This window comes from Amnibacterium kyonggiense (assembly GCF_004364555.1).
Taxonomy (GTDB): domain Bacteria; phylum Actinomycetota; class Actinomycetes; order Actinomycetales; family Microbacteriaceae; genus Amnibacterium; species Amnibacterium kyonggiense.
In genome coordinates this window covers 333,060-353,296 of record NZ_SOAM01000003.1, presented here as the reverse complement: position 1 = coordinate 353,296, position 20,237 = coordinate 333,060, and the positions used below count along the sequence as shown (strand labels likewise).

The 20,237-nt window shown below is 71.9% G+C and carries 27 protein-coding genes, 1 other RNA gene and 1 pseudogene; 20 read left to right on the top strand and 9 right to left on the bottom strand.

Annotated elements, in window-relative coordinates:
• Window positions 1-22 precede the first annotated feature (22 nt).
• Both CLV52_RS14915 and CLV52_RS14910 read right to left on the bottom strand, forming a co-directional pair.
• Window positions 23-505 carry a HEPN domain-containing protein gene (locus tag CLV52_RS14915; protein ID WP_133767147.1) on the bottom strand — a complete coding sequence of 161 codons (483 nt, stop codon included), beginning with the start codon at window positions 503-505 and terminating at the stop codon, window positions 23-25.
• A 300-nt stretch (window positions 506-805) separates the two neighbouring features.
• Window positions 806-1,009: a hypothetical protein gene (locus tag CLV52_RS14910; RefSeq protein WP_133767146.1), complete on the bottom strand. Its 204-nt coding sequence runs from the start codon at window positions 1,007-1,009 to the stop codon at window positions 806-808.
• 52 nt (window positions 1,010-1,061) lie between these two features.
• Here CLV52_RS14910 and CLV52_RS14905 point away from each other — a divergent pair, with 52 nt between their 5' ends.
• The 3 genes from CLV52_RS14905 (at window position 1,062) to CLV52_RS14895 (ending at window position 2,728) form a co-directional block, all read left to right on the top strand.
• Window positions 1,062-1,304, top strand: coding sequence for a hypothetical protein (locus tag CLV52_RS14905; RefSeq protein ID WP_133767145.1), 243 nt, complete (start codon window positions 1,062-1,064; stop codon window positions 1,302-1,304).
• Complete coding sequence (locus CLV52_RS14900; RefSeq protein WP_133767144.1) at window positions 1,301-2,323, top strand: ParB/RepB/Spo0J family partition protein; 1,023 nt, start codon at window positions 1,301-1,303, stop codon at window positions 2,321-2,323. The genes CLV52_RS14905 and CLV52_RS14900 overlap by 4 nt, the downstream gene beginning before the upstream one ends.
• 66 nt (window positions 2,324-2,389) lie before the next feature.
• Window positions 2,390-2,728, top strand: a complete 339-nt coding sequence (locus CLV52_RS14895; protein ID WP_133767143.1) for a type II toxin-antitoxin system HicB family antitoxin — start codon at window positions 2,390-2,392, stop codon at window positions 2,726-2,728.
• A gap of 25 nt (window positions 2,729-2,753) precedes the next feature.
• On the opposite strand, the gene CLV52_RS19155 is transcribed toward CLV52_RS14895, so the two are convergent.
• The 3 genes from CLV52_RS19155 to CLV52_RS14880 all read right to left on the bottom strand — a co-directional run bounded on the left by CLV52_RS19155 (window position 2,754) and on the right by CLV52_RS14880 (window position 4,191).
• Window positions 2,754-3,008, bottom strand: a complete 255-nt coding sequence (locus CLV52_RS19155; RefSeq protein ID WP_133767142.1) for a helix-turn-helix domain-containing protein — start codon at window positions 3,006-3,008, stop codon at window positions 2,754-2,756.
• 271 nt (window positions 3,009-3,279) lie between these two features.
• Complete coding sequence (locus CLV52_RS14885; protein WP_133767141.1) at window positions 3,280-3,552, bottom strand: hypothetical protein; 273 nt, start codon at window positions 3,550-3,552, stop codon at window positions 3,280-3,282.
• A gap of 156 nt (window positions 3,553-3,708) precedes the next feature.
• Window positions 3,709-4,191, bottom strand: a complete 483-nt coding sequence (locus CLV52_RS14880; protein ID WP_133767140.1) for a hypothetical protein — start codon at window positions 4,189-4,191, stop codon at window positions 3,709-3,711.
• Between the two features lie 30 nt (window positions 4,192-4,221).
• Between CLV52_RS14880 and CLV52_RS18965 the strand changes: the two genes are divergently transcribed.
• Window positions 4,222-4,491 (top strand): helix-turn-helix domain-containing protein, encoded by a 270-nt coding sequence (locus tag CLV52_RS18965; RefSeq protein WP_246018167.1) that lies wholly within the window; start codon window positions 4,222-4,224, stop codon window positions 4,489-4,491.
• A 7-nt stretch (window positions 4,492-4,498) separates the two neighbouring features.
• On the opposite strand, the gene CLV52_RS14870 is transcribed toward CLV52_RS18965, so the two are convergent.
• A complete protein-coding gene (locus CLV52_RS14870; RefSeq protein ID WP_133767139.1) occupies window positions 4,499-5,758 on the bottom strand; it encodes a hypothetical protein in 1,260 nt (419 codons plus the stop codon).
• Between the two features lie 156 nt (window positions 5,759-5,914).
• On the opposite strand from CLV52_RS14870, the pseudogene CLV52_RS14865 reads away from it, so the two are divergent.
• The 4 genes and pseudogenes from CLV52_RS14865 to CLV52_RS14850 form a co-directional block, all read left to right on the top strand.
• A pseudogene (locus CLV52_RS14865) lies at window positions 5,915-6,904 on the top strand (TadA family conjugal transfer-associated ATPase); the annotation flags it as partial.
• Window positions 6,901-7,761, top strand: a complete 861-nt coding sequence (locus CLV52_RS14860; RefSeq protein WP_133767137.1) for a type II secretion system F family protein — start codon at window positions 6,901-6,903, stop codon at window positions 7,759-7,761. The pseudogene CLV52_RS14865 and the gene CLV52_RS14860, both read left to right, overlap by 4 nt.
• Window positions 7,749-8,690 carry a type II secretion system F family protein gene (locus tag CLV52_RS14855; RefSeq protein WP_246018166.1) on the top strand — a complete coding sequence of 314 codons (942 nt, stop codon included), beginning with the start codon at window positions 7,749-7,751 and terminating at the stop codon, window positions 8,688-8,690. Before CLV52_RS14860 ends, CLV52_RS14855 begins: the two co-directional genes overlap by 13 nt.
• Before the next feature lie 44 nt (window positions 8,691-8,734).
• A complete protein-coding gene (locus tag CLV52_RS14850; protein WP_246018165.1) occupies window positions 8,735-9,190 on the top strand; it encodes an AAA family ATPase in 456 nt (151 codons plus the stop codon).
• Here CLV52_RS14850 and CLV52_RS14845 read toward each other — a convergent pair.
• Window positions 9,183-9,659, bottom strand: coding sequence for a GNAT family N-acetyltransferase (locus CLV52_RS14845; protein WP_133767136.1), 477 nt, complete (start codon window positions 9,657-9,659; stop codon window positions 9,183-9,185). The genes CLV52_RS14850 and CLV52_RS14845 overlap by 8 nt on opposite strands.
• 236 nt (window positions 9,660-9,895) lie before the next feature.
• On the bottom strand, window positions 9,896-10,129 hold the full coding sequence (locus CLV52_RS14840) for a hypothetical protein (protein WP_133767135.1): 234 nt from the start codon (window positions 10,127-10,129) through the stop codon (window positions 9,896-9,898).
• Between the two features lie 319 nt (window positions 10,130-10,448).
• Here CLV52_RS14840 and CLV52_RS14835 point away from each other — a divergent pair, with 319 nt between their 5' ends.
• The 4 genes from CLV52_RS14835 to CLV52_RS14820 are packed head-to-tail and all read left to right on the top strand — an operon-like array spanning window position 10,449 to window position 11,878.
• Entirely contained in the window at window positions 10,449-10,634 is a 186-nt protein-coding gene (locus CLV52_RS14835; RefSeq protein ID WP_133767134.1) for a hypothetical protein, read from the top strand.
• Window positions 10,631-11,014 (top strand): TadE/TadG family type IV pilus assembly protein, encoded by a 384-nt coding sequence (locus CLV52_RS14830; RefSeq protein WP_246018164.1) that lies wholly within the window; start codon window positions 10,631-10,633, stop codon window positions 11,012-11,014. Before CLV52_RS14835 ends, CLV52_RS14830 begins: the two co-directional genes overlap by 4 nt.
• On the top strand, window positions 10,989-11,438 hold the full coding sequence (locus CLV52_RS14825) for a hypothetical protein (protein WP_133767133.1): 450 nt from the start codon (window positions 10,989-10,991) through the stop codon (window positions 11,436-11,438). The genes CLV52_RS14830 and CLV52_RS14825 overlap by 26 nt, the downstream gene beginning before the upstream one ends.
• Window positions 11,435-11,878, top strand: coding sequence for a hypothetical protein (locus CLV52_RS14820; RefSeq protein WP_133767132.1), 444 nt, complete (start codon window positions 11,435-11,437; stop codon window positions 11,876-11,878). Before CLV52_RS14825 ends, CLV52_RS14820 begins: the two co-directional genes overlap by 4 nt.
• Before the next feature lie 45 nt (window positions 11,879-11,923).
• On the opposite strand, the gene CLV52_RS14815 is transcribed toward CLV52_RS14820, so the two are convergent.
• A complete protein-coding gene (locus CLV52_RS14815; RefSeq protein ID WP_133767131.1) occupies window positions 11,924-13,198 on the bottom strand; it encodes an MFS transporter in 1,275 nt (424 codons plus the stop codon).
• 47 nt (window positions 13,199-13,245) lie between these two features.
• On the opposite strand from CLV52_RS14815, the gene prfB reads away from it, so the two are divergent.
• From prfB to CLV52_RS14775, 8 genes are all read left to right on the top strand, one after another.
• A complete protein-coding gene (gene prfB / locus CLV52_RS14810; RefSeq protein WP_133767130.1) occupies window positions 13,246-14,364 on the top strand; it encodes a peptide chain release factor 2 in 1,119 nt (372 codons plus the stop codon).
• 136 nt (window positions 14,365-14,500) lie between these two features.
• The gene (ftsE, locus tag CLV52_RS14805) at window positions 14,501-15,772 is read left to right on the top strand and encodes a cell division ATP-binding protein FtsE (RefSeq protein WP_133767129.1); all 1,272 of its coding nucleotides are present in this window, start codon (window positions 14,501-14,503) and stop codon (window positions 15,770-15,772) included.
• The gene (gene ftsX, locus CLV52_RS14800) at window positions 15,769-16,680 is read left to right on the top strand and encodes a permease-like cell division protein FtsX (RefSeq protein ID WP_133767128.1); all 912 of its coding nucleotides are present in this window, start codon (window positions 15,769-15,771) and stop codon (window positions 16,678-16,680) included. The genes ftsE and ftsX overlap by 4 nt, the downstream gene beginning before the upstream one ends.
• 95 nt (window positions 16,681-16,775) lie before the next feature.
• On the top strand, window positions 16,776-17,252 hold the full coding sequence (gene smpB, locus CLV52_RS14795) for an SsrA-binding protein SmpB (RefSeq protein ID WP_133767127.1): 477 nt from the start codon (window positions 16,776-16,778) through the stop codon (window positions 17,250-17,252).
• Window positions 17,249-17,707: a GNAT family N-acetyltransferase gene (locus CLV52_RS14790; protein ID WP_246018163.1), complete on the top strand. Its 459-nt coding sequence runs from the start codon at window positions 17,249-17,251 to the stop codon at window positions 17,705-17,707. The genes smpB and CLV52_RS14790 overlap by 4 nt, the downstream gene beginning before the upstream one ends.
• A 106-nt stretch (window positions 17,708-17,813) precedes the next feature.
• Window positions 17,814-18,187, top strand: a transfer-messenger RNA (tmRNA) gene (gene ssrA / locus CLV52_RS14785).
• Window positions 18,188-18,228: 41 nt separating this feature from the next.
• On the top strand, window positions 18,229-18,762 hold the full coding sequence (locus CLV52_RS14780; RefSeq protein WP_162850871.1) for a P-loop nucleotide/nucleoside kinase family protein: 534 nt from the start codon (window positions 18,229-18,231) through the stop codon (window positions 18,760-18,762).
• Window positions 18,763-18,773: 11 nt separating this feature from the next.
• Window positions 18,774-20,234: an MFS transporter gene (locus CLV52_RS14775; protein ID WP_133767125.1), complete on the top strand. Its 1,461-nt coding sequence runs from the start codon at window positions 18,774-18,776 to the stop codon at window positions 20,232-20,234.
• Window positions 20,235-20,237: the final 3 nt, after the last annotated feature.

The following is a 20,237-nucleotide window of genomic DNA, read 5'->3' as shown; positions in this document are numbered from 1 at the left end:
AGGCGCTGTCCTCTTGCTGCGGTCAAGGGAGCGGGCCGTCTCGCCAGATCGTTTCCTTCACCGCGGCGGTGATCGCGGTGAGGGCGAGTCGGATGGCGCCTTCTGAGTAAGCCCGCTCGGCGACCTCGTAGTCGTAGCGGACGTCGACGAAGTAGCCGCCAACCTCGCGCAGCAACCCCGGAAGCGACAGGGTTGCGACTAACGGCGTCCATGCCTGCTCGATTGCTTCACGGTCAGCGGCAGCGAGGAGCTCGAAGAGTCGGTCGAGGCGGTGGATCTGGCCGGCACGCCGCCCGTCGTTAAAGATCAGCGCCTTGAGGTAGAGCTCGATGCTGAGGCACCAGTTCACGACCGCGGGAATCACCATGGGGACTGATCGCTCGCCGTTGTCGCGGTCTTGCAGGCAGAGATCGCCGGCCCTGAGGAAGGCCTCGGCTTGAGCTGCAACTGCCTCGGGGCCGACGGCGCCCTCGTCCCATTCCTTCCACGTGAACGACAGATCCATGGGACCTCAGCCCTCGTCATTTCTGGCGGCGCGGTAGCGGCGCATGCCCTCTGTCGCCGCGGCTCTGCAGCGATCACACCGGCAGCCGAGGGCTCGGTAGCCGTTCTCAGTGCCGTGGCGCGGGTCTGTCGCGTCGGCCTGAAACTCCACCCGCTGCTCGGACGTCGCGCCTGATCGACGAGGTGTCCGAGGTGCTATGGGGACGGTCTCAGCAGGACGCGCTCGGTCTCGGTCTGCGGCGGCCTTCCACGCCGCGCGGATCCGCGCCTCAGCCTCGTCCATTCGCTTCGCGCGGAACGGCTAACGAGTCCGCAGCACCTTCGCGACGGTGACCGCCGACAGGCCGGACGCCTCCTGCATTTGTACGTACGACGCCTTCACGTCCCGAGCTGCGCGCAGTGCGTCGTCACGCTCGCGCCGGGCGTCGTCGAGCGTGGTGGAGGCGCGGTCGACCTTCTCCGCTGCTTTCTGCAGTCGGTTTAGAGCCCGGTCGATGTCCCCCACGGCCCCAAGATACGGGGTTTAGTGTCTACTAAACCATGCTTAGTGTTCAGATATGACCACTACCGACGTCGCGACCTACGCGCAGGCGATCGACATTCAGACGCGTCTCGTCCAGCGCGGTGAGCTGCTCCGCATCGAGCACGACGTCGTCGAGGGCCACTTCTGCCCTGACGGGACGACGCACATCCTCTGCTCGTGCGGACGCGGCATGTGGCGTCCTGACGACCAGTCCGAGCCGGCGTGGGCATCTCACGTGCTCGAGGCGCTGCGGCGGGACCTGGCGGTGGCGGCATGAGCGCGGCGACGTCCTCGACGCGGTTCCTGCTCGCTCGCGCCGGCCTCCGCTCGGATGCGCTCATGCACGTCGTCTCGCAGCGCGATACCGGCGCGCTGAACCCCGTATGTGGCGCGCACCCCGTCCGCGGGAAGGTGGTGCACACCTGGGAGCGACCGACGATGGACCTCGCGGCGCTGTGCAGCGACTGCGCATCCATCGCGGCAGGGATCCGCGGCGTCGAGTCCGTCGAGCAGGGCCTCGCCGTCTTCCTCGGCGGTGCGGACGACGCGCCCACTATGCGCCTAGTCGAGGTCGCCGTCGACGCCATTCGGAGCAGCGGCGATCTTCGGGATCCCGGAGACGAGCTCGTGCGGTCCGTATCGGCCAACGGCGTCGTCGTGCCGCTGGTCGGACGGCACACCCGGGCCGGCCTGACCCTGGTCTCGGGCGGTCGTCGGCTCGCGGCGGCTCGCGCTGCCGGCGTCGTGACGGTCCCGATGCTTGTTCGCGACATCGACGGTCAGCAGGCCGTGATCGACCGGCTCCTCGAGAACCTCCACCGGGAGGACCTCGACCCGATCGCGCAGGCTCGCGCCTACGTCGACGCCCTGGGAATGCTCGAGGTCACGCACGAGGCTCTCGCGGACGGGCTCGGCGTCTCACGGCCGCGGGTGTCGAACACGATCCGGCTGCTCGAGCTACCCGACCACCTGAAGGACCACATCGCCGCCGGCCGCATGACTGCCGCGCACGGTCGCGCTCTGTTGCGGCTGAACGGGCACCAGCAGGCGCAGGACGAGCTCGCGGACGAGATCCTGGCCGGAATGACGTCGAAGGACGCCGAGACTGCAGCAAGGCGCTCAGCGGTCCCGGCCGCAGGCGTGCCCCTCGCCGACGTCGCGGAGCTCCTTGCCGGACTTCTCGACGCGACTGTGAAGGTCACGGCGGGGGCGCAGCGGTCGCGGTTCGTTATCGAGGTCCCGAACGACGAGGCGGATCGGATCATCGGTCTTCTCGGGGCGCCGTCCGTCGTCTAGCGCGGCTTGTACGGTCACGGCATGAGCGTCCCCAGCTATCGCGTGGTCGTCCGTGAGGAGGGCGACGTGTGGATCGCGGACGTCGTCGACCTGCCAGGTGCACACACCTTCGCTGCGACGCGGGAGGAGCTGCCGGCGTTGGTGGAGGAGGTCGTGCGGCTCGTTGCGGACCTCCCGGACGACGCAGTGATCGAGCTCCACTTCTCGGACGAGGCAGAAGAGCGCGAGTGGCGGCTTGGCGATCCGATACCTCGGGACTTCACCGTCGTGGAGGTCGACCTCGATGAGGAGGAGATCTACCTGCCCGATGGGCGCCGGCTGACGGAGCAGCTGGCTGACGAGCTTGGGGAGCGGTACGCGAGCCCTCACGCGGACCCGGACGAGATCGAACCAGGGCCGCGGTGAGGGAGAGCTGCTCTTGCGTCGGTCTTCAGTGCCGCAGGCGTTTGTCCTGAGCGCGAGCCACCTTGCTCCGCGACGGGCGAGCCCATAGGTCTGAGCGCCGCGCCGCTGCCTCGGCCTCTAGGTGCTCGCGGACCTGGGTCGGATAGAAGCGCCAGAGGCGGCCGAGGCGTATCGAGGGAATCTCTCCCGAGCGCGCCATCGAGTAGATCGTGTCCTTTGAAACGCCGAGGATCTCAGTGAGTCCGAGGACGTCGACGGCGTGTTCCGGCGGTTGGTCCATGACGCTCTAGCTTCCCAGTAGCTTCGTGACCGCTCCGAGGATCTGCGTGAAGGTGCCGACGGGGAGAGCCTCGACCAATCGTCTCAGCCCGCCCGCGCAACGTGGCCAGAGGTCCTGTCGACAAGATCGACTCGGGCAGCGCATCCGTGGATCGCGGCCCTATAGGACGTGTCGGCCGGCGAACCGGGGCAACTTGACAGCTGCTGACGACCGCCCACGCATCGTCGATGGCATCGGGTAGTACTGACAATCGCCAGGAACTGGCTTGTCGTTACGCAGAAGTCGGCGGTTTGGCAGGCGTCTGCCGGGTCCCGACCCACTCGTACCGTCCGAGCCCTCGATATGTCCGCACTCGCAGCGGCCACAGGTCAGGGCGCTCTGACACGTCGAGGCCGTCGTCGGTGATCGTGAGGATCGGCGGCCGCTGCCCCTGCGCCATCCAAGCGCGGGCTTCGCGGATCATCGGCTCCCGAGTCGATGGGTCGACGTGCGCGAGGTCGATGCGCACCCCGCCCCACTCGAGTGCGGTCTCGTCCTCGTCCACGCCGCGGAGGCTACGTCGCAGGTGTGACGCCGCAGTCGCACAACCAGTAGAGGTCGTCCGGCTCCCCGACGAGTTCGCGGCGGTGGAGACACCTGGGGCAGTTCGGGATCACCTCGGCCAGCTCGTCCACGGCGGGAGCGTAGAGCGCCCGCGGCTTCACGCGCCGATGTTCTCAACAGGCCCCGGACCGGCCGGGAAGAGGTGCGGGGCGCGACGCTCGAGGCGGTACCGCTCGACCTCGGCCTGATGAAGCCCTACGCGGACGCCGGCAGGCTTCTCCGCCCCGACGTACCAGTAGAGCCGCCGTGCGCCCTTCTCACTGTGCTGCTGGGCCAGTAGGCGGGCCTCGTCCATCGTGAACAGCCAGACCATGTCAGTGGAGAGCAACACGACCGCGAGCATCTGCGCAGGCGACGCGTGGGGGAAGGTCCACCCGATGGCGGGAGCACCGCGGCCACCGGCTGGGGTCGGTTCCCGGACGGTCTTCACCTGCACCGTCGTCGCGGTTCCGTTCCCCGGGGCGTAGACGACGAGGTCGACGCCGGAGTCGGTGGTCAGGCGGGCGCTGTCGATCTCGAGCTTGAGAAGCCGGTACTGGACGAGTAGCTCGCCCGCGGCGCCGATGTGCTGGGTAGACACCGTCGCACCGTAGTCCGAGACCATGCGTCGGTGAGCACCTTCGAGGAGATCGTCCGCCGCATCGTCCGCGAGGAGATCCGAGCCGCGCTCGAGGAGCTACAGCTGGCAGCGAGTCCTGCGCCGGCGCCCGTTCAGAGCCTGCTCGGCACGAGAGCGGCTGCTGAGCGACTGGGGGTGGCGCCCGCGACGCTCCGCGACTGGCGGGTCGACCGCAAGGGGCCGCCCGCCGTGAAGTACGGGCGCCTCGTGAAGTACCGCGTCGAGGACCTCGACCACTGGATCGCCGACCAGCGCAGGTGACGCTCGATCATCGTCCGAGGAGCTTTGCCACGGCCGCGATGATCTGAGTGAAGGTGCCGACAGGAAGCACCTCTCCCTTCTCTTCTGCCGCTGTCGTGCCGGCCGACCGCCCAAAGGTGCGGTCGACGAGGTCGACGCGCGCTGCGTCGACGGCGTCGCGATCGGTCATGCTCGACATGAACGGATCAAAGGCCCGGAGCTCGAGCTCCATTCGCTTCGACTGGCCCGCGTCGCCGAGCAGCCGGGCACCGAGACGGATCACGACAGTGGCCGCCGAGCCCGCGACGACCGCGAGAACGGCCCGCACAACGATCCGGCCCCATTCGATAGTGCCGCTCCGATCGAGACTGGGATCGAAGAGCAGATAGACGAGCGGGACAGCAGCGCCGACGAGGAACAAGAATCCAAGGCTGTACGCGATGAAGCCCGCCCAGCGGTTGAACTTCGCCTCGTCCTGGAAGTGGTTCGCGAGGGTTTGGCCGGCTGCAACTGCAGCGAGGTTCGCGTACTGCTCCTCCGTCTGCTTGAGTTGCTCGAGCTTGGTTCGCGCGGTCTCGAGCGACTGCGAGATCTCCTTGGACAGAGGTTCAAAGTCGGCCTTGAATCGTGCCGCCTGCTCCTTGAGCCAGGTCTCGTAGGCCTCCTTGCTGGAAGCTCGAACGCTCTCGACCATCTCCGACCCGCTCTGAGCGATCTTGTCGATTCGAGCCTTCTCGTTGTCGACAGTCGCAGCGACGTCGCGAGCCTCCGCGACCAAGACGTCGAGCTGACTCTGCTCCGAGTCGTGGCGCGCCTGAGCAACGGCCGAGATCTCGTCGACCTGCGCAAGTAGCCCTGCGTGCCGATCTGTCAGCGCGTCGATGTTGCGACGCTGAGTCTCGAGCAGCTCCTCGAAGAGAGCACTGGTCGATTCGGCGAAGGCCTTCGGCGTCGGCCGAGGCCAGGGCCCGAGCACGTTCAGCACGTTCTCTGCTGCGATGGCAGCGGCCTCTATGTAGCCGCCGGTAGCCCCGTAGGTGAGGCGGTTCGTCAGCCCGTTGACGGCATCAGCCAGAGCGCTATTCGCCGACTCAAGCATCGAATTCGTGAAGAAGGTCGCCTCGCCAGCGATCCGCCGATAGCCCTCGACCCGTCTGACGTAGAGCTCGATGCGCTCGATGGCTGGGAGATCCGTGGGCTGCTCCTGGTTGCGCACGTCGTCGACGAGGCTGTGGATCTGGTTGATCCGCTGCCACAGCGGATGCTGATCGAACTCGGACCGCAGCACAGCATGCTCCCGGCCTGCGAAGGGGTTGGAGTCCGCAGGAAGTCCGCAGCAGGGGCAACCGCGGGCTGATCTGGTCAGCGCGAACCAACCACGAATCCGCGTAATTCTGCGACAACCAGCGCTTGACAACCAATCCCAACACTGGGGCGGGCGTTCTGGATCAACGGTCCGACCAGGGTCTTCGTCGCGAGGGGCGGGGTGAGCGAGCTCACGCCGATCGTGCTGGGGGAGCAGGAGGTCCGCGACCTCGTCGAGCGGATGCTCGTCTCGAGCGGCCGCCGCGTCGACCTCGCCTCGCCCTTCGTCGACGCGTCGCTGCCCGACGGCTCGCGGCTGCACGTCGTCGTCCCGGACGTCACCCGGCGGCACTGGGCGGTGAACATCCGCAAGTTCTCCGACCGGGTCACGACGCTCGACGCGCTCGTCGGGTCCGGGTCGCTGCCGGCCGCGGCCGCGTCGTTCCTGTCGGCCGCGATGCTCGCGGGGCTGAACGTGCTCGTCTCCGGCGCCACGCAGGCGGGGAAGACGACCCTCCTGAACGCGCTGCTCGCCGCGGGCCGGCCCACGGACCGGGTCGTCACCGTGGAGGAGACGTTCGAGCTCCGCTCGCCCGGCCGCGACTCGGTCGCGATGCAGTGCCGGCAGCCGAGCCTCGAGGGCACGGGCGAGGTCACCCTCCGCCGGCTCATCAAGGAGGCGCTGCGGATGCGTCCCGACCGGCTCGTGGTGGGGGAGGTGCGGGAGGCGGAGGCGCTCGACCTCCTCATCGCGCTGAACAGTGGCATCCCCGGCGCCTGCAGCCTGCACGCGAACTCGGCGCGGGACGCCCTCGTGAAGCTCTGCACGCTGCCGCTGCTCGCCGGCCGGAACATCGATGCGGGCTTCGTCGTGCCGACGGTGGCCTCCGCGGTCGACCTCGTCGTGCACTGCGAGCTCCTCCGCGACGGCCGCCGACGGGTGCGGGAGATCCTCGCGCCCACCGGATCGCTCAGCGCGCCCGCCGCGGAGGGCGGCGTGATCGAGGCGGTGCGCCTGTTCGCCCTCGACGGGGACGTCCTGCGGCCCACCGGCGGCCTGCCGCCGAAGGAGGAGAAGCTCCTCGCCGCCGGGTTCGAGCCGGCGCGGCTGATCCGGGCGGCCGCATGATCCCGCTGCTCGGGGCGCTCGGCGGCGCCGGGCTGCTGCTGGTCGCCTCGCCGTGGCTCTGGCCGCGTCCCGCGCGACCCCGCAGCGGGGCCGTCCGGTCCGGCGCGATCGCGGACCGCCTCGCCCGGGCCGGGTTCCCGCGGATGTCGTCGGGCGCCTTCGTCGCCGTCTCCGCGGTGCTCGGCACGGTCGCGGCGTCGCTCGTCCTCGCGCTGACCGGGCTCACGGCCGTCGCCGCGCTCGCGCTCGTCGTCGCCGGGCTCACGCCCTGGACCGTGGCCGGCTGGCGCGCCCGAGCCCGCCGGGCCGCCGTCCGCGGGCTCTGGCCGGAGGTCGTCGACCACCTCGTCGCGTCGATCCGCGCCGGCATGCCGCTGCCGGACGCGCTCGCGGCGCTCGCCGACCGCGGTCCGGCCGCACTCCGGCCCGGCTTCGTCCGGTTCGAGGAGCGGTGGCGCCGCACCGGCACGGTCGGGCCGGCGCTCGACGACCTGAAGGACCACTTCGCCGACCCCACCGCGGACCGGCTCATCGAGGTCCTGCGGATGGCCCGCGAGGTCGGCGGCACCGAGCTGCCCTCCGTGCTCCGCGACCTCGCCGCGCACCTCCGGCAGGACCTCGCCCTGCGCGCGGAGGTCGAGGCGCGCCAGGGCTGGGTGACGAACGCCGGCAAGCTCGGGCTCGCCGCGCCGTGGGTCGTGCTCGGCCTGCTCGCGACGCGATCGGAGGCGTCCGCCGCCTACGGCACGCCGCAGGGCACGCTCCTGCTGCTCGGTGCCGCGGGCGTCACGGTCCTCGCGTACCGCGTGATGCTGGCGATCGCCCGCCTGCCCGAGGACCGGCGGTGGTTCGGGTGACGCCGGAGCTGTGGCTCGCGCTCGCCCTCGGCCTCACGGCCGGCATCGGGCTCTGGAGCGTCACCGCCCGGCTCCCGGCGCTCGGTCGTCCGCGGCTCGCGACCCGCCTCGCGCCGTACCTGCTCGACGTGTCCGCGGAGGCGCGACGCCTCCAGCGTCCGACGGCGGTCGACCCGGTGCCCGTCCTCGGCCTCGTCGCGGTCCCCGCGCTCGACCTGTTCCAGCGCGCGTTCGGCGGCCTGCTCGGCAGCACCGGCGGGGCGGCCGTGCGGCTCGCGCGAGCCGGCCGGGACTGGACGGTCGAGGGGTACCGCCTCCGGCAGCTGCTCTGGGCGGTCGCGGGAGCGCTGCTCGGCGGGGCGATCGGGGCCGTCTCCGCGCTGCGCGGCAGCCCGGCGGCGCTCGTCGCAGGGCCGGTGGTGGGCGCGCTGGCCGGCCCGCTCCTTCGTGACCGCCTCCTCGTGCGGGAGGGCGCGCGACGGGCCGCCCGCATCGAGAGCGAGCTGCCGACCGTGCTCGAGTTCCTCGCGCTCAGCCTGTCGGCGGGGGAGGGCATCCGCGACGGCCTCCGCCGCGTCGCGCGCGTCGGCTCGGGCGTGCTGCCGGACCTGCTGCAGCGCGTCGTCGACGAGTCGGCGGTCGGGGTGCCGCTGCCGGTCGCGCTCACGGCCCTCGCCGACGAGCTCCGCATCCCGGCGCTGACCCGCAGCCTCACGCACGTCGTCGCCGCGCTCGACCGCGGCTCCCCGCTCGCGGAGGTGCTGCGCGTGCAGGCGGCGGACGCGCGCGAGCACGCCCGCCGGGACCTCCTCGACGCGGCCGGGAAGAAGGAGATCGGGATGATGGTTCCGCTGGTCTTCCTCATCCTCCCGACGACCGTGGTCATCGCGGTCTTCCCGGCGGTCCTGGCGCTGCAGACGCGCTTCTGAGCGCCGCCCTGTGCCCGGAGGGCGGTGCGTGCCAGGCTCGTCCCGTGGTCGCCGTTCTGCTCACCGGGATGTCCGGTGCGGGCAAGTCGACGGCGCTGGCGGCGCTCGCCGATCGGGGCGTCGAGACCGTGGACACGGACGTCCCCGGCTGGATCGAGGTCGTGCACGGCGAGCCGCTGTGGCGGGAGGACCGCGTCCGGGACCTGCTCGACCGGCCGCGCGACGGGCCGCTCGTCGTCTCCGGGACCGTCGCGAACCAGGGCCGGTTCCGCGACCGCTTCGACGCCGTCGTCCTGCTCACGGCGCCGCTGGAGGTGCTCCTCGACCGGCTCGAGCACCGGATGACGAACCTCTACGGGCGCACGGCCGCGGAGCGCGCCGCCGTGGTCCGCGACACCAGGGAGGTGGAGCCCCTGCTCCGCGCCGCCGCGACCCACGTGATCGACACGACCGCCGAGCCCGAGACGGTCGTCGCCGCCCTCGTCGCGGTCCTCAGCTGATCGGCTTCGTCATCGTCGTGGACGCGACCCGGTAGCCGAGGGCGTCGTAGAGCGCCCGGGCGCGCGGGTTGTGCCCGAAGACGGTGAGGCCGAGCGCCGTCCAGCCGGCCCGCGCGCCCACCTGCTCGGCCGCGAGCATCGCGGCCCGGCCGAGGCCCTCCCCGCGGCGGTCCTCGTCGATCTCGACCTCGTAGACCCAGCCCGCATCCGCGCGCTGCGGGTGCGGTCCCAGCCAGAGCGTGCCGACCGGCTCGCCCTCGCCGTCGAGCACCCGGAGGAGGAAGGTCCCCGCGGTCTCGCGCCCGTCGGGCAGGAAGGCCGCGAGCTGCGCCTCCGCACGGTGCCGCGCCTCGTCGAGGGTGCTGCCCGCCGCCTCGGCGAGGTCGGCCGCGTAGGCCTCCGTCTCGCGCGCGATCCACACCGCGTACTCGTCGGCCGTCATCGGTCGGACGGCCACCGCATCCGTCATGCGGTCAGGGTAGGGGGACGGGGCACGATCGGCCCGCTCGGTCTGGGCCACGCTCACGGAACCCCGGTCGGTGCGCGGGCTCAATGGACGACCTCCGAACCGCGACCCCCGGACTCCGCATGCTGTCGCCGGATCCCGGAGGCCTCGGGCCGTCGTGCTGGTCGAGGGGCTTCCGCGGGCGGCCGGACGCTCGGGAGTCGGGGGCTCGACGCAGCACGCCGCTCAGCAGCGCGTCGTCACCCCCACTTCGCACGACGCACGCGGTCGTCGTCGCCGACGAGGAGCCGGATCCGCCCGGGATCGGGGACGCCGGGATCCGGTGGTGCACCCCGCACGGCCGCGACGTGCGGCAGCAGTCCCGCCTGTCGGACGAGGTCGACCGCCTCCGCGGTCCTGCGGCCGACGAGCCGGTCGCGGTGCACGGCGAGCCAGCGATCGGCCTCTACCGCGTGCAGCACAGGGTCGTCCATCGCGCTCCTCGGCTCGCTCGGCCCTGCCGCAGGAGATCGCGGCGGGCGCCATCGGCGCCGAGTCCAGACGGACGGCCGTCGTCCGGGGAGGGGCGGAAGTCCCACGGCCCTGCACGCGAGCCCGTTGACGAGGCACGCGCAACGGCACGGCAGGGCGATCCCGCGGATGCCGTCCCTCGCTGAGGCGTGCGCGCCTGCCGTCAGGCACGGTGACGCGGCGCGGAGGACTCGCCTCACGCGGCCGTCGCCTGTGGACAACTCCCGACGCGGTTCGCGGTGGACGGGCACACTGGCGCGCACCCGCTACCCGGAGGCCCGCATGAAGACGCTGCTCGCGCTCACCCGCACCGCACCGCCCACCGACGACGCCGAGCGCGGTGACGTGCCCGGGTGGGTGCTCGTCACGATGATGACGGCCGGTCTCGTCGTGCTGCTCTGGGGCGTCGCCGGCCCCGCGCTCTCGAGCATGTTCACCAACGCCCTGGCGAGCGTCAGCGGGCCGTGATCGACACGGGGGAGCGCGGCAGTGCACCTGCCGAGTTCGTCCTGACCGCCGTGGTGCTGCTCGCGCTGGTGCTCGGGGTGCTGCAGCTCGGCGCCGCGCTCCTCGTCCGCAACACCGCCCTGGACGCTGTCGCGGAGGGCGCCCGGTGGTCCGCGCTCGTCGGCAACTCCGACGCCGACGGCGTCGCGCGCGCCAGGCAGGTGCTCACGCAGAGCCTCGGCTCCTCCTACGCCGGCGCGGTGACGGCGACGCGGACCGTCTGGCGGCAGCAGCCCGCGACGGAGGTCCGCGCCCGGATCCCGCTGCCGCTGATCGGCCTGTTCGGGCCGCCCGCGGCGATCGAGGTGACCGGCCATGCGGCGCTCGAACCGGAACCCTGAGCAGGGGTCGGCGGCGGTCGAGGTGCTCGTCCTCGGCGTCCTGCTGATCGTCCCGCTCGTCTACCTCGTCCTCACCGTCGCCGCGCTTCAGGGGGCGGCGTTCGCCGCCGAGGGCGCGGCCCGCCAGGCGGCGAGGAGCCTCGCGCTCGCGCCCGACGACGCGGAAGGCCGGGCCGCTGCGGATCGTGCGGTGGCGGTCGCGCTCGACGACTGGCGGATCGCGGCGTCGGCGGCCGCCGTCGAGGTGCGCTGCTCACCCGACCCCGGCGACTGCAGCGCGCCGCGCGGGACCGTGGACGTGCGGGTCCGGGTCGCGGCGGCGCTGCCGCTCATGCCGCCGGCGCTCGACGTCGATGCGCCCGCGAGCATCCCGGTCGAGGCGCGGTCCGTGCAGCGCGTGTCGATGTTCGCGGCCGCGCCGTGATCTCCGGCCGAGCGGGCGCCCGGGAGGACGGCACGGCGATGCCGCTGATCGTCGGGCTGTTCGCGATCGCCGCCGGGTTCGTCGTCGTCGCGGCCGCCGCGACGAGCCTGCACCTCGAGCGCCTCCGGCTCCTCACGGTCGCCGACGGCGCGGCGCTCGCCGGAGCGGAGGCGTTCCGCGTCGCCGACGTGCGGGTGGAGGGGGACGCCGTCGTGCCGCGGCTCGCCGGACCCGCCGTCTCGGCGGCCGTGGGGGAGTACGTCGCGGCGGCCGATCGGAGCGATCTCGAGGGCCTGACCGTGGTCGCGGCCGACAGCACGGACGGCCGGAGCGCGTTGGTGCGGCTCCGCGCGACATGGCGGCCGCCGATCGTGGGCCCGCTGCTGCCGGAGGGCCTCCCCGTCGAGGTGACCTCGACCGCGGCCGCCCGCTTCCGCTGAGCCGCGCGCCCCGTTCGGTGCGGACCCCGACAGCGGGGAGCGGCCTCAGGCGCGGACCGGGCGGGGGATGAAGCGCGGCACCCAGCGCGCGAGCAGGCTCGCGCCGAGGAGGCCGACGACGCCGAGAGCGCCGGCCGCGAAGGAGAGGGATACGAGCGCCGTCAGCCCGGAGAGGGCGAGCGGCGCCGCCGCGTTCCCCGCGTCCCCGGTGAATCGGTAGGCGCCGAGGAACGGAGCGGGATCGTGCCGCGGGGCGAGGTCCGCGCCGAACGTCATGAGGATGCCGCTGCCGACACCGTTCGCGAGCGACATGAAGATCGCCACCGCCACGAACCAGGCGACGGAGGTCGCGGAGGCCGCCGCCACGGACAGGCCGACCACGACGGCGAGCGCGAGGTGCCCGATCCCGAGGCCGATCATCGACGGGAGGGCGCTCCAGAGCCGGCCGAAGCGATCCATGATCTGGCCGCTCGTGAAGAACAGGGCGAGGTCCACGGCACCGGCGATGCCGACGACGAGGGCGATGCTGCTCTCCTGCATCCCGAGGCTCACGCCGGCCAGCGGCAGGATCACCTGCCGGCTGGATCGGAGGCCGCCGATCAGCGCCGCGGTGAGGCCCATCCTCGCGAGCACCTGCCGATGCCGGGCGATGGTGCGGAACAGGCCTTCGCGCCGCACCTCGCCCTCCGCGACCCGGATCGCGCCCGTGTCGGTGAGGTGCGCCTCCCGCCGCGCGGCGAGGACCGCGGAGGGGTCCGGGAGGACGAGCAGCACGATCGCCACGACGACGCACGCGATCAGGTCGATCGCGAAGACGGAGCGGGTCGAGCCGGTGAGCCCGATGACGAGGGCCGCGAGGAACGGACCGACGAAGTAACCGGCGCGGAACATGCCGCCGAGCAGCGAGAGGGCGCGCGCGCGGTGGGAGAGCGGCACGAACGTGGTCATGAACGCCTGCCGGGCGAGCGCGAACGACGCGGTCGCGATGCCGAGCAGCAGCACCCCGATCCCGAGCATCGCGGGGTTCACGGCGAGGAAGCAGAGGACGAGCCCGATCAGCGCGGCGACGGCCGAGCCGATCATCGCGGTGCGTTCGCCGACCCTGGCGACGATCCAGCCGCTGGGGATGTCGCCGATCAGGGTGCCGACCATGATCAGCGCGGAGATGAACCCCGCGAGGGCGAGCGAGCCGCCGAGCCGGGCGGCGTCGACCGGGATGACCGGGATCACCGCGCCCTCGCCGATCGAGAAGAGGAGACCGGGGAGGTAGACCGGCAGTGCCACCGATCCGAGTCGGAAGGTGGGGCCGGCTGACGTCATCAGCATGAACGGTACGCCCGCGGTCCGGCCGACTACGCTTTCGGCCCGTGCAGCTCGACCTCGGCCCCCGCATCGCGGCGCTCCGCGCCACCCTCGGCGACGTGGTGGCGGTGGTCGACGTCGACGGCCTGCGGTCGCGGATCGCGGAGCTGGAGCAGCGCGCCTCCGCACCCGATCTCTGGGACGACCCGGAGGCGGCGCAGAAGGTGACGAGCGAGCTCAGCCACGCGCAGTCGCAGCTCGCCCGCGTGACGGGCGTCGAGTCCCGTCTCGACGACCTCGAGGTCCTCATCGAGCTCGTGAACGCGGAGACCGACGAGGCGCAGGCGCAGGAGCAGGTCGGCGAGGTCGAGTCGGAGCTGACCGCGATCGAGGCGACGATCGGCGAGCTCGAGGTGCAGACCCTCCTGAACGGCGAGTACGACCCGCGGCCGGCGGTCGTCACGATCCGTGCGGGCGCCGGCGGCGTGGACGCGGCGGACTTCGCCGAGATGCTGCTGCGCATGTACCTCCGCTGGGCGGAGCAGCACAAGTACCCGGCGACGGTGATGGACACCTCCTACGCGGAGGAGGCGGGCATCAAGTCCGCGACGTTCGAGATCGACGCGCCCTACGCGTTCGGCAACCTCTCCGTCGAGGCCGGCACCCACCGCCTGGTGCGGATGAGCCCCTTCAACTCCGCGGGCAAGCGGCAGACGAGCTTCGCCGCGGTCGAGGTGATCCCGCTGCTCGAGGAGTCGGGCGAGATCGAGGTGCCGGAGAACGACATCCGCGTCGACGTCTTCCGCTCCTCCGGGCCCGGCGGTCAGAGCGTCAACACGACCGACTCCGCGGTCCGGATCACCCACCTCCCGACGGGCATCGTCGTCTCGATGCAGAACGAGAAGAGCCAGATCCAGAACCGCGCCGCCGCGATGCGCGTGCTCCAGTCCCGGCTGCTGATCCAGCGGCGCGAGGAGGAGGCCGCGAAGAAGAAGGAGCTGGCGGGGAACATCACCGCGAGCTGGGGCGACCAGATCCGCTCCTACGTGCTCGCGCCGTACCAGATGGTCAAGGACCTGCGCACCGAGTACGAGGTGAACAACCCCTCGAGCGTCTTCGACGGCGACCTCGACGGCTTCCTCTCCGCGGGTATCCGCTGGCGCAAGCGCGATCCGGACGCGTAGGCCGCAGGACCCCGTCGATCCCCGCGCCGACGCGGATCGGCGGACCGGGGTGCCACGCGGCAAGATGAATGTCAGTGGTGGAGTTCGCCTGTCGGACCGGTCCGAGGGCTGATCGCCACTTATGGTGGCTGCCGACATGATCCGCTTCGACTCCGTGACCAAGCGCTACCGGGGCGCTCCCCGCCCGGCGCTGGACGACGTGACGCTCGAGATCGGGGCCGGTGAGTTCGTCTTCCTCGTGGGCGCCTCCGGCAGCGGCAAGTCCAGCCTGCTCCGCCTGATGCTGCGCGAGGAGAAGCCCACCTCGGGCGAGATCCACGTGCTCGGTCAGCGGCTCACCTCGATCTCGACGCGCAAGGTGCCCTACTTCCGCCGCAGCCTCGGCGTGGTGTTCCAGGACTTCCGCCTGCTCCCGAACAAGACCGTCTACGAGAACGTCGCGTTCACGCTGCAGGTCATCGGCAAGTCCCGGGGCTTCATCCAGACGACGGTGCCCGACGTGCTCGAGACCGTCGGTCTCGCGGAGAAGTCCTCGAACTTCCCGAACGAGCTCTCCGGCGGCGAGCAGCAGCGCGTGGCGATCGCCCGCGCCGTCGTGAACAAGCCGTCCGTCCTGCTCGCGGACGAGCCCACCGGCAACCTCGACCCCCGCACCAGCGAGGGCATCATGCAGGTCCTCGACCGCATCAACCAGCAGGGCACGACCGTCGTCATGGCGACCCACGACGTCACCATCGTCGACCGGGCCCAGAAGCGCGTCGTCGAGCTGGTGCAGGGGAAGATCATCCGAGACGAGCTCGAGGCGACGTATGTCACCAGCTCGATCAAGCTCCCGAAGCCGCCGGTCACCGAGTCGACGCCCGTGCAGAACGGCTCGGGCGGCGTGCCGCTCTGGGCGCGGCGCGGGCAGCAGCAGCAGCAGCCCGCGACGGGCGCGCAGGAGGTGCGCCCGTCGACCGGCGCCGTGCCCGTCCAGCGTCCAGCGACCGGTGCCGTGCCGATGGCGCGTCCGGCGACCGGCGCTGTGCCGGTCCAGCGTCCGGCGACCGGTGCCGTGCCGGTGCAGTCCGCCGCCCCGGCGAGCGCGCCGATCTGGGTCCGCGCGGAGACCGGGCCGGTCCTGCTCCCGGGCGAGCACGCCCCCTGGCGCGCGGCTCCCGTCGCGCCGCCGGTCGAGGAGGAGCACCCCGACGGGCGCTCGCTGTTCTTCGCCGCGCCCGTGCCGGCGACCGGTGCGGTGAACGCGCACACCGAGCCGGGCGCGCCCGAGACGGAGGCGGACGAGTCCGACCTCCGCGGCGTCGCGCGGCGGCGCGAGCAGCTGCCGGAGCACCTGGACTTCATCACCGGCCTCGGCCTCCGCGGTCGCCGGGGCGACGCCGACGACGAGGTGGGACCGTCCTCATGAGAATCGGACTCGTGCTCGGGGAGGCCGCGAGCGGCCTCCGGCGCAACTTCTCCATGGTCATCTCGATCGTGCTCGTCACGTTCGTGTCGCTGACCTTCGTCGGCGTCGCAGCGCTCATGCAGCTGCAGATCAACCAGATGAAGTCGTTCTGGTACGACAAGGCGCAGGTCGCCGTCTACCTGTGCAACGACGCGGTGAAGAGCGCCAACTGCAGCTCCGGCGCGACGCAGGAGCAGATCGACGCGGTGCGCACAGCACTTTCGACGGCTCCGGTGAAGAGCTTCGTCAAGGGGTTCACGTTCGAGAACCACCAGGAAGCGTTCGTGCACTTCAAGGAGCAGTTCAAGGGCAACCCGGTCGCGAACTACGTGACCGCGGACCTGCTGAACGAGGCGTTCTGGGTCAACCTGAAGGACCCGAACCAGTCCGCCGTCATCGGCGAGGCGATCAGCGGCATGCCCGGCGTCGACGCGGTGACCGATCAGCGGCGTCTGCTCGACCAGATCTTCGCGGTGCTGAACACGGCGTCGATCACGGCCGCGGGCATCGCGGCGCTGATGCTCGTCGCCGCGGCGCTGCTCATCTCGACGACGATCCGCCTGTCCGCGTTCTCGCGGCGGCGGGAGCTCGGGATCATGCGGCTCGTCGGCGCCTCCAACCGGTTCATCCAGACACCGTTCATCCTCGAGGGCGTGCTCGCCTCGCTGATCGGCTCGGTGCTCGCCGCCGCGGCGACGGTGGGGATCGTGCAGTTCTTCGTGCAGGGGTACCTCGCCCAGGCGCAGCGCGACATCGCGTTCGTGACGGTGCCGGAGGCCTTGGTCGTCGTGCCGATCCTGATCGGCGCCGGCGTCGTGCTGGCGGCGGCGAGCGCGAACATCGCGATCTCCCGCTACCTCCGCGTCTGACCGGCTTCGCACCCCACGGGTGACCCGCGGGGTGCGGACTCGATAGACTGTCGGGCTGCCGATCGGCAGCAGGCGTCGGTCGGAGGAGGTGTCGGATGCCCAGGGAGCAGGGCCGCAAGGTCGTCGCGACGAACCGCAAGGCGCGGCACGACTACACGATCGAGGACACCTACGAGGCCGGCATCGTGCTGACCGGTACCGAGGTGAAGTCCCTCCGGCAGGGCCGGGCCTCGCTCGTCGACGGGTACGCGTACATCGACGGCGGCCAGGCCTACCTCGACGCCGTGCACATCCCCGAGTACAACCAGGGGACCTGGACGAACCACCCGCCGCGGCGGACGCGGAAGCTGCTGCTGCACAAGCAGCAGATCCTGAAGCTCTACGCCGAGGTGCGGGAGGGCGGGTACACGCTCGTGCCGCTGTCCCTGTACTTCTCCGACGGGAAGGCGAAGGTCGAGCTCGCGCTCGCGAAGGGCAAGCGCGAGTACGACAAGCGGCACGCGCTGCGCGAGCGGCAGGACAAGCGCGAGGCCGAGCGGGCGATGCGCACGCGCAACAACCTCGGCGAGTGAGGGTCGCGGCCGACGACCCGCTCGCCGCGGACGTCCGTGCGCTGCTCGAGGAGCACCTCGCCGACATGCGGCGCATCTCACCGCCGGAGAGCGTCCACGCGCTCGACCCGGCCGCGCTCGCCGCGCCGGGCGTCCTGTTCCTCGCCGCCCGCGAGGACGGCGGGACGCTGCTCGGGTGCGGCGCGCTGAAGCGGCTCTCCGACGAGGAGGGCGAGCTGAAGTCGATGCGCACGACGATCGCGGCGCGGGGGCGGGGCGTCGCCTCCGCGGTGCTGGCGGCCGTCCTCGATGCGGCGCGGGCGCAGGGGCTCGGGAGGATCAGTCTGGAGACGGGGACCGAGCCGTTCTTCGAGCCGGCCGTCCGGCTCTACCTCCGGCACGGGTTCGTGCCCCGCGGGCCCTTCGCGGACTACACGGACGACCCGCACTCGCGGTACCTGACGCTCGTGCTCTGAGCTCCGGGCGGCGGTGCAGGGAACAAACGTCGGTGTCGGCCGTTACACTCGACGAGCCCTCCGGGGCCCACAACTCCACAGCGCGACAGTGGCTCGGTTTCCGCCAGGGGATGATCGGTTTCGACATTGCCTGTTCAACGACGGGAAGCGGGTCGAGGATGCACGCTCATCTCGTGAACGATGCGTGCAAACAACAGGTGCCAGTAAGTCTCGCACCGCGTTCGCTCTCGCTGCTTAAGCCAGAGTGACGCCGTCGGCCCGGGTAACGCCTTCGCCCCGGTAGCCGGCGTCAGCTAGAAGGCTCGCTACGGACGTTCCGCCTTGGGGCGCCGTGGGACTCCAACCAGGGCTGGGCCCGTCGATCGCAATCCGTCTGCGGTAAGGATCGGGGCCGAGCAGAACGAACACACGCAGACTGCGCCCGGAGAAGACGTGGTTCCTCAGCAGTGGACGGGGGTTCGATTCCCCCCATCTCCACGAACCACCGGGCCGCTGTCGCGCTGATGGAGGAGCATGCGGTCATGCCGCTGCTGCTCGTGATCTCCGGTCCGCCCGGCGTTGGCAAGTCCACCGTGGTGGATGCGATCGCCGCGCGGCGACCGGCGACCCGTCTCTCGATCGACGACGTCGAGGAGGCGATGCGCGCCTGCGGCATCGCGGACGCGGACACGGGCGTCGCCGCCTACGAGGTCGTGCGGGCGGCCGCCGAGCAGAATCTCGCCCTCGGCGCGGACGTGATCGTCGATGCGGTGAACGACTCCGAGCCGGCCCGGGAGACGTGGGTCCGGGCCGCGCGCGCGACCGGGGCGGAGTTGGTCGTCGCGGTCCTCGAGCTCGGCGACCGCGCCGCGCATCGGGCCCGCCTCGAGGGCCGCGTGCGGCCATTCGAGCGGATCCCCGAGCCGGCCTGGACCGCCGTGGAGGCGCTCATCGCGCGGAGCGCGCCCTGGGGCCCCGAGGTGCTGCGGCTCGACGCCGCGCTGCCGCCGGACGAGCTCGCGCGCTCAGCCCTCGCCCAGGTGCCGCCCAGGATCGCGCCCAGCGGCTCCGAGTAGCGTCCCAGCTCGTGACCGCCGCGACCGACCAGCGGGCGGCGGGCCTCGACGAACGGGCGAAGCGCCGCGCCTTCGCCGTCAGCATCGCCGTCGCCGTGCTGACCATCCTCGACCTGTCGAAGGTGAACGTCGGGCTGCCGTCCATCGAGACCGCGCTGCGAACCGGGCCGACGGAGCTGCAGATCATCGTCGCCGGCTACGCCCTCGCGTTCGGCCTGGCGCTCGTGCCCGGCGGCCGGCTCGGCGACGTGCGCTCGCGGAAGACGATGTTCCTCGTCGGCCTCGGCGTCTTCACGCTGTTCAGCCTGGTCTGCGCCCTCGCGCCGACCTCCGGGATCCTCCTGATCGCGCGCTTCCTGCAGGGCGTCGGCGCGGGCCTGCAGATGCCGCAGGTCCTCGGGCTCACGCAGGAGCTCTACCAGGGCGAGGCCCGCGGCCGGGCCCTCGGCGTCTACGGGGCCGCGGTCGGCCTCGGCACGGCGCTCGGTCCGACGATCGGCGGTGCGCTCATCGCCCTCGGCGGCGAGCAGGACGGCTGGCGGCTCATCTTCTGGATGAACGTCCCCCTCGGACTGATCCTGCTGGTCCTCGCGGCGCGCTGGTTCCCGGGGCGGCAGGCGAAGACGGCGGGCCGGTCCCTCGACCCGGTGGGCGTCGTGCTGCTCGGCCTCACGGTCGTCGCCTTCATGCTCCCGTTCGTGCTGACGACGGGGCAGCGGGGCGACAGTCCGCTGCGGTGGCTCGCCCTGATCGCCGCCGCGGTGTTCCTCCTCGCGTTCCTCCGCTGGGAGCGGCACTACGCCGCGACCGACCGGACCCCCGCGGTCGACATCGACCTCTTCCGTCGCTCGTCCTACCGCAACGGCCTCATCGTCGCGACCGGCTGGTTCGCCGCCGGGCCGGCGACGTTCCTGCTGAACACGCTGCTGCTGCAGGAGGGGCTCGGCCTCGCGCCGGTCTTCGCGGGCATGGTCACGATCCCGTTCGCCCTCGCGTCGGCGGTGACCTCCTACACGGCGGGGCGGCTCGTGAACCGCTACGGCAGGGCCCTTGTGGTCGTCGGCCTGATCGCCGCCGCCGTCGGGTTCGCCCTCTCGCTCGCCGCGGCGGTGCTGTCGCCGCCGGCCCTGACCCCGTGGCTGATGGCCGCCGCACTGCTCGTCGCCGGCGCGGGCGGCGGCTCGGTCGTGTCGCCGAACCAGACGCTGACGCTCTCCGAGGTGCCGGTCGCGGAGGGCGGTGTCGCCGGCTCGGTGGCGCAGGTCGGCCAGCGCGTCGGCACGGCGGTGGGGGTCGCCGGCGCCTCCGCGGTGTTCTTCAGCATGCTGAACGCCGACCTCGGGGGCTCGAAGCTCGCCGACTACCACCTCGCGGTGCTGGGCGGCAGCGGCCTCGCCATCGTGGTGCTGCTCGCGGCGCTCGGCTTCGCCCTCGCGGACCTCCGCCTCCGCCGCAAGCAGGCCGCCTCCTAGGAC

Bases quoted from the DNA above. Each gene is read 5' to 3' on its own strand.
- CLV52_RS14900 (WP_133767144.1), top strand. From the start codon at position 1,301: ATGAGCGCGGCGACGTCCTCGACGCGGTTCCTGCTCGCTCGCGCCGGC.
- CLV52_RS14905 (WP_133767145.1), top strand. From the start codon at position 1,062: ATGACCACTACCGACGTCGCGACCTACGCGCAGGCGATCGACATTCAG.
- CLV52_RS14780 (WP_162850871.1), top strand. From the start codon at position 18,229: ATGCCGCTGCTGCTCGTGATCTCCGGTCCGCCCGGCGTTGGCAAGTCC.
- CLV52_RS14840 (WP_133767135.1), bottom strand. From the start codon at position 10,129: ATGGACGACCCTGTGCTGCACGCGGTAGAGGCCGATCGCTGGCTCGCC.
- CLV52_RS19155 (WP_133767142.1), bottom strand. From the start codon at position 3,008: ATGGACCAACCGCCGGAACACGCCGTCGACGTCCTCGGACTCACTGAG.
- smpB (WP_133767127.1), top strand. From the start codon at position 16,776: ATGCCCAGGGAGCAGGGCCGCAAGGTCGTCGCGACGAACCGCAAGGCG.
- ftsX (WP_133767128.1), top strand. From the start codon at position 15,769: ATGAGAATCGGACTCGTGCTCGGGGAGGCCGCGAGCGGCCTCCGGCGC.
- CLV52_RS14825 (WP_133767133.1), top strand. From the start codon at position 10,989: ATGCGGCGCTCGAACCGGAACCCTGAGCAGGGGTCGGCGGCGGTCGAG.
- CLV52_RS14845 (WP_133767136.1), bottom strand. From the start codon at position 9,659: ATGACGGATGCGGTGGCCGTCCGACCGATGACGGCCGACGAGTACGCG.
- CLV52_RS14835 (WP_133767134.1), top strand. From the start codon at position 10,449: ATGAAGACGCTGCTCGCGCTCACCCGCACCGCACCGCCCACCGACGAC.
- CLV52_RS14815 (WP_133767131.1), bottom strand. From the start codon at position 13,198: ATGACGTCAGCCGGCCCCACCTTCCGACTCGGATCGGTGGCACTGCCG.
- ftsE (WP_133767129.1), top strand. From the start codon at position 14,501: ATGATCCGCTTCGACTCCGTGACCAAGCGCTACCGGGGCGCTCCCCGC.
- CLV52_RS14860 (WP_133767137.1), top strand. From the start codon at position 6,901: ATGATCCCGCTGCTCGGGGCGCTCGGCGGCGCCGGGCTGCTGCTGGTC.
- CLV52_RS14915 (WP_133767147.1), bottom strand. From the start codon at position 505: ATGGATCTGTCGTTCACGTGGAAGGAATGGGACGAGGGCGCCGTCGGC.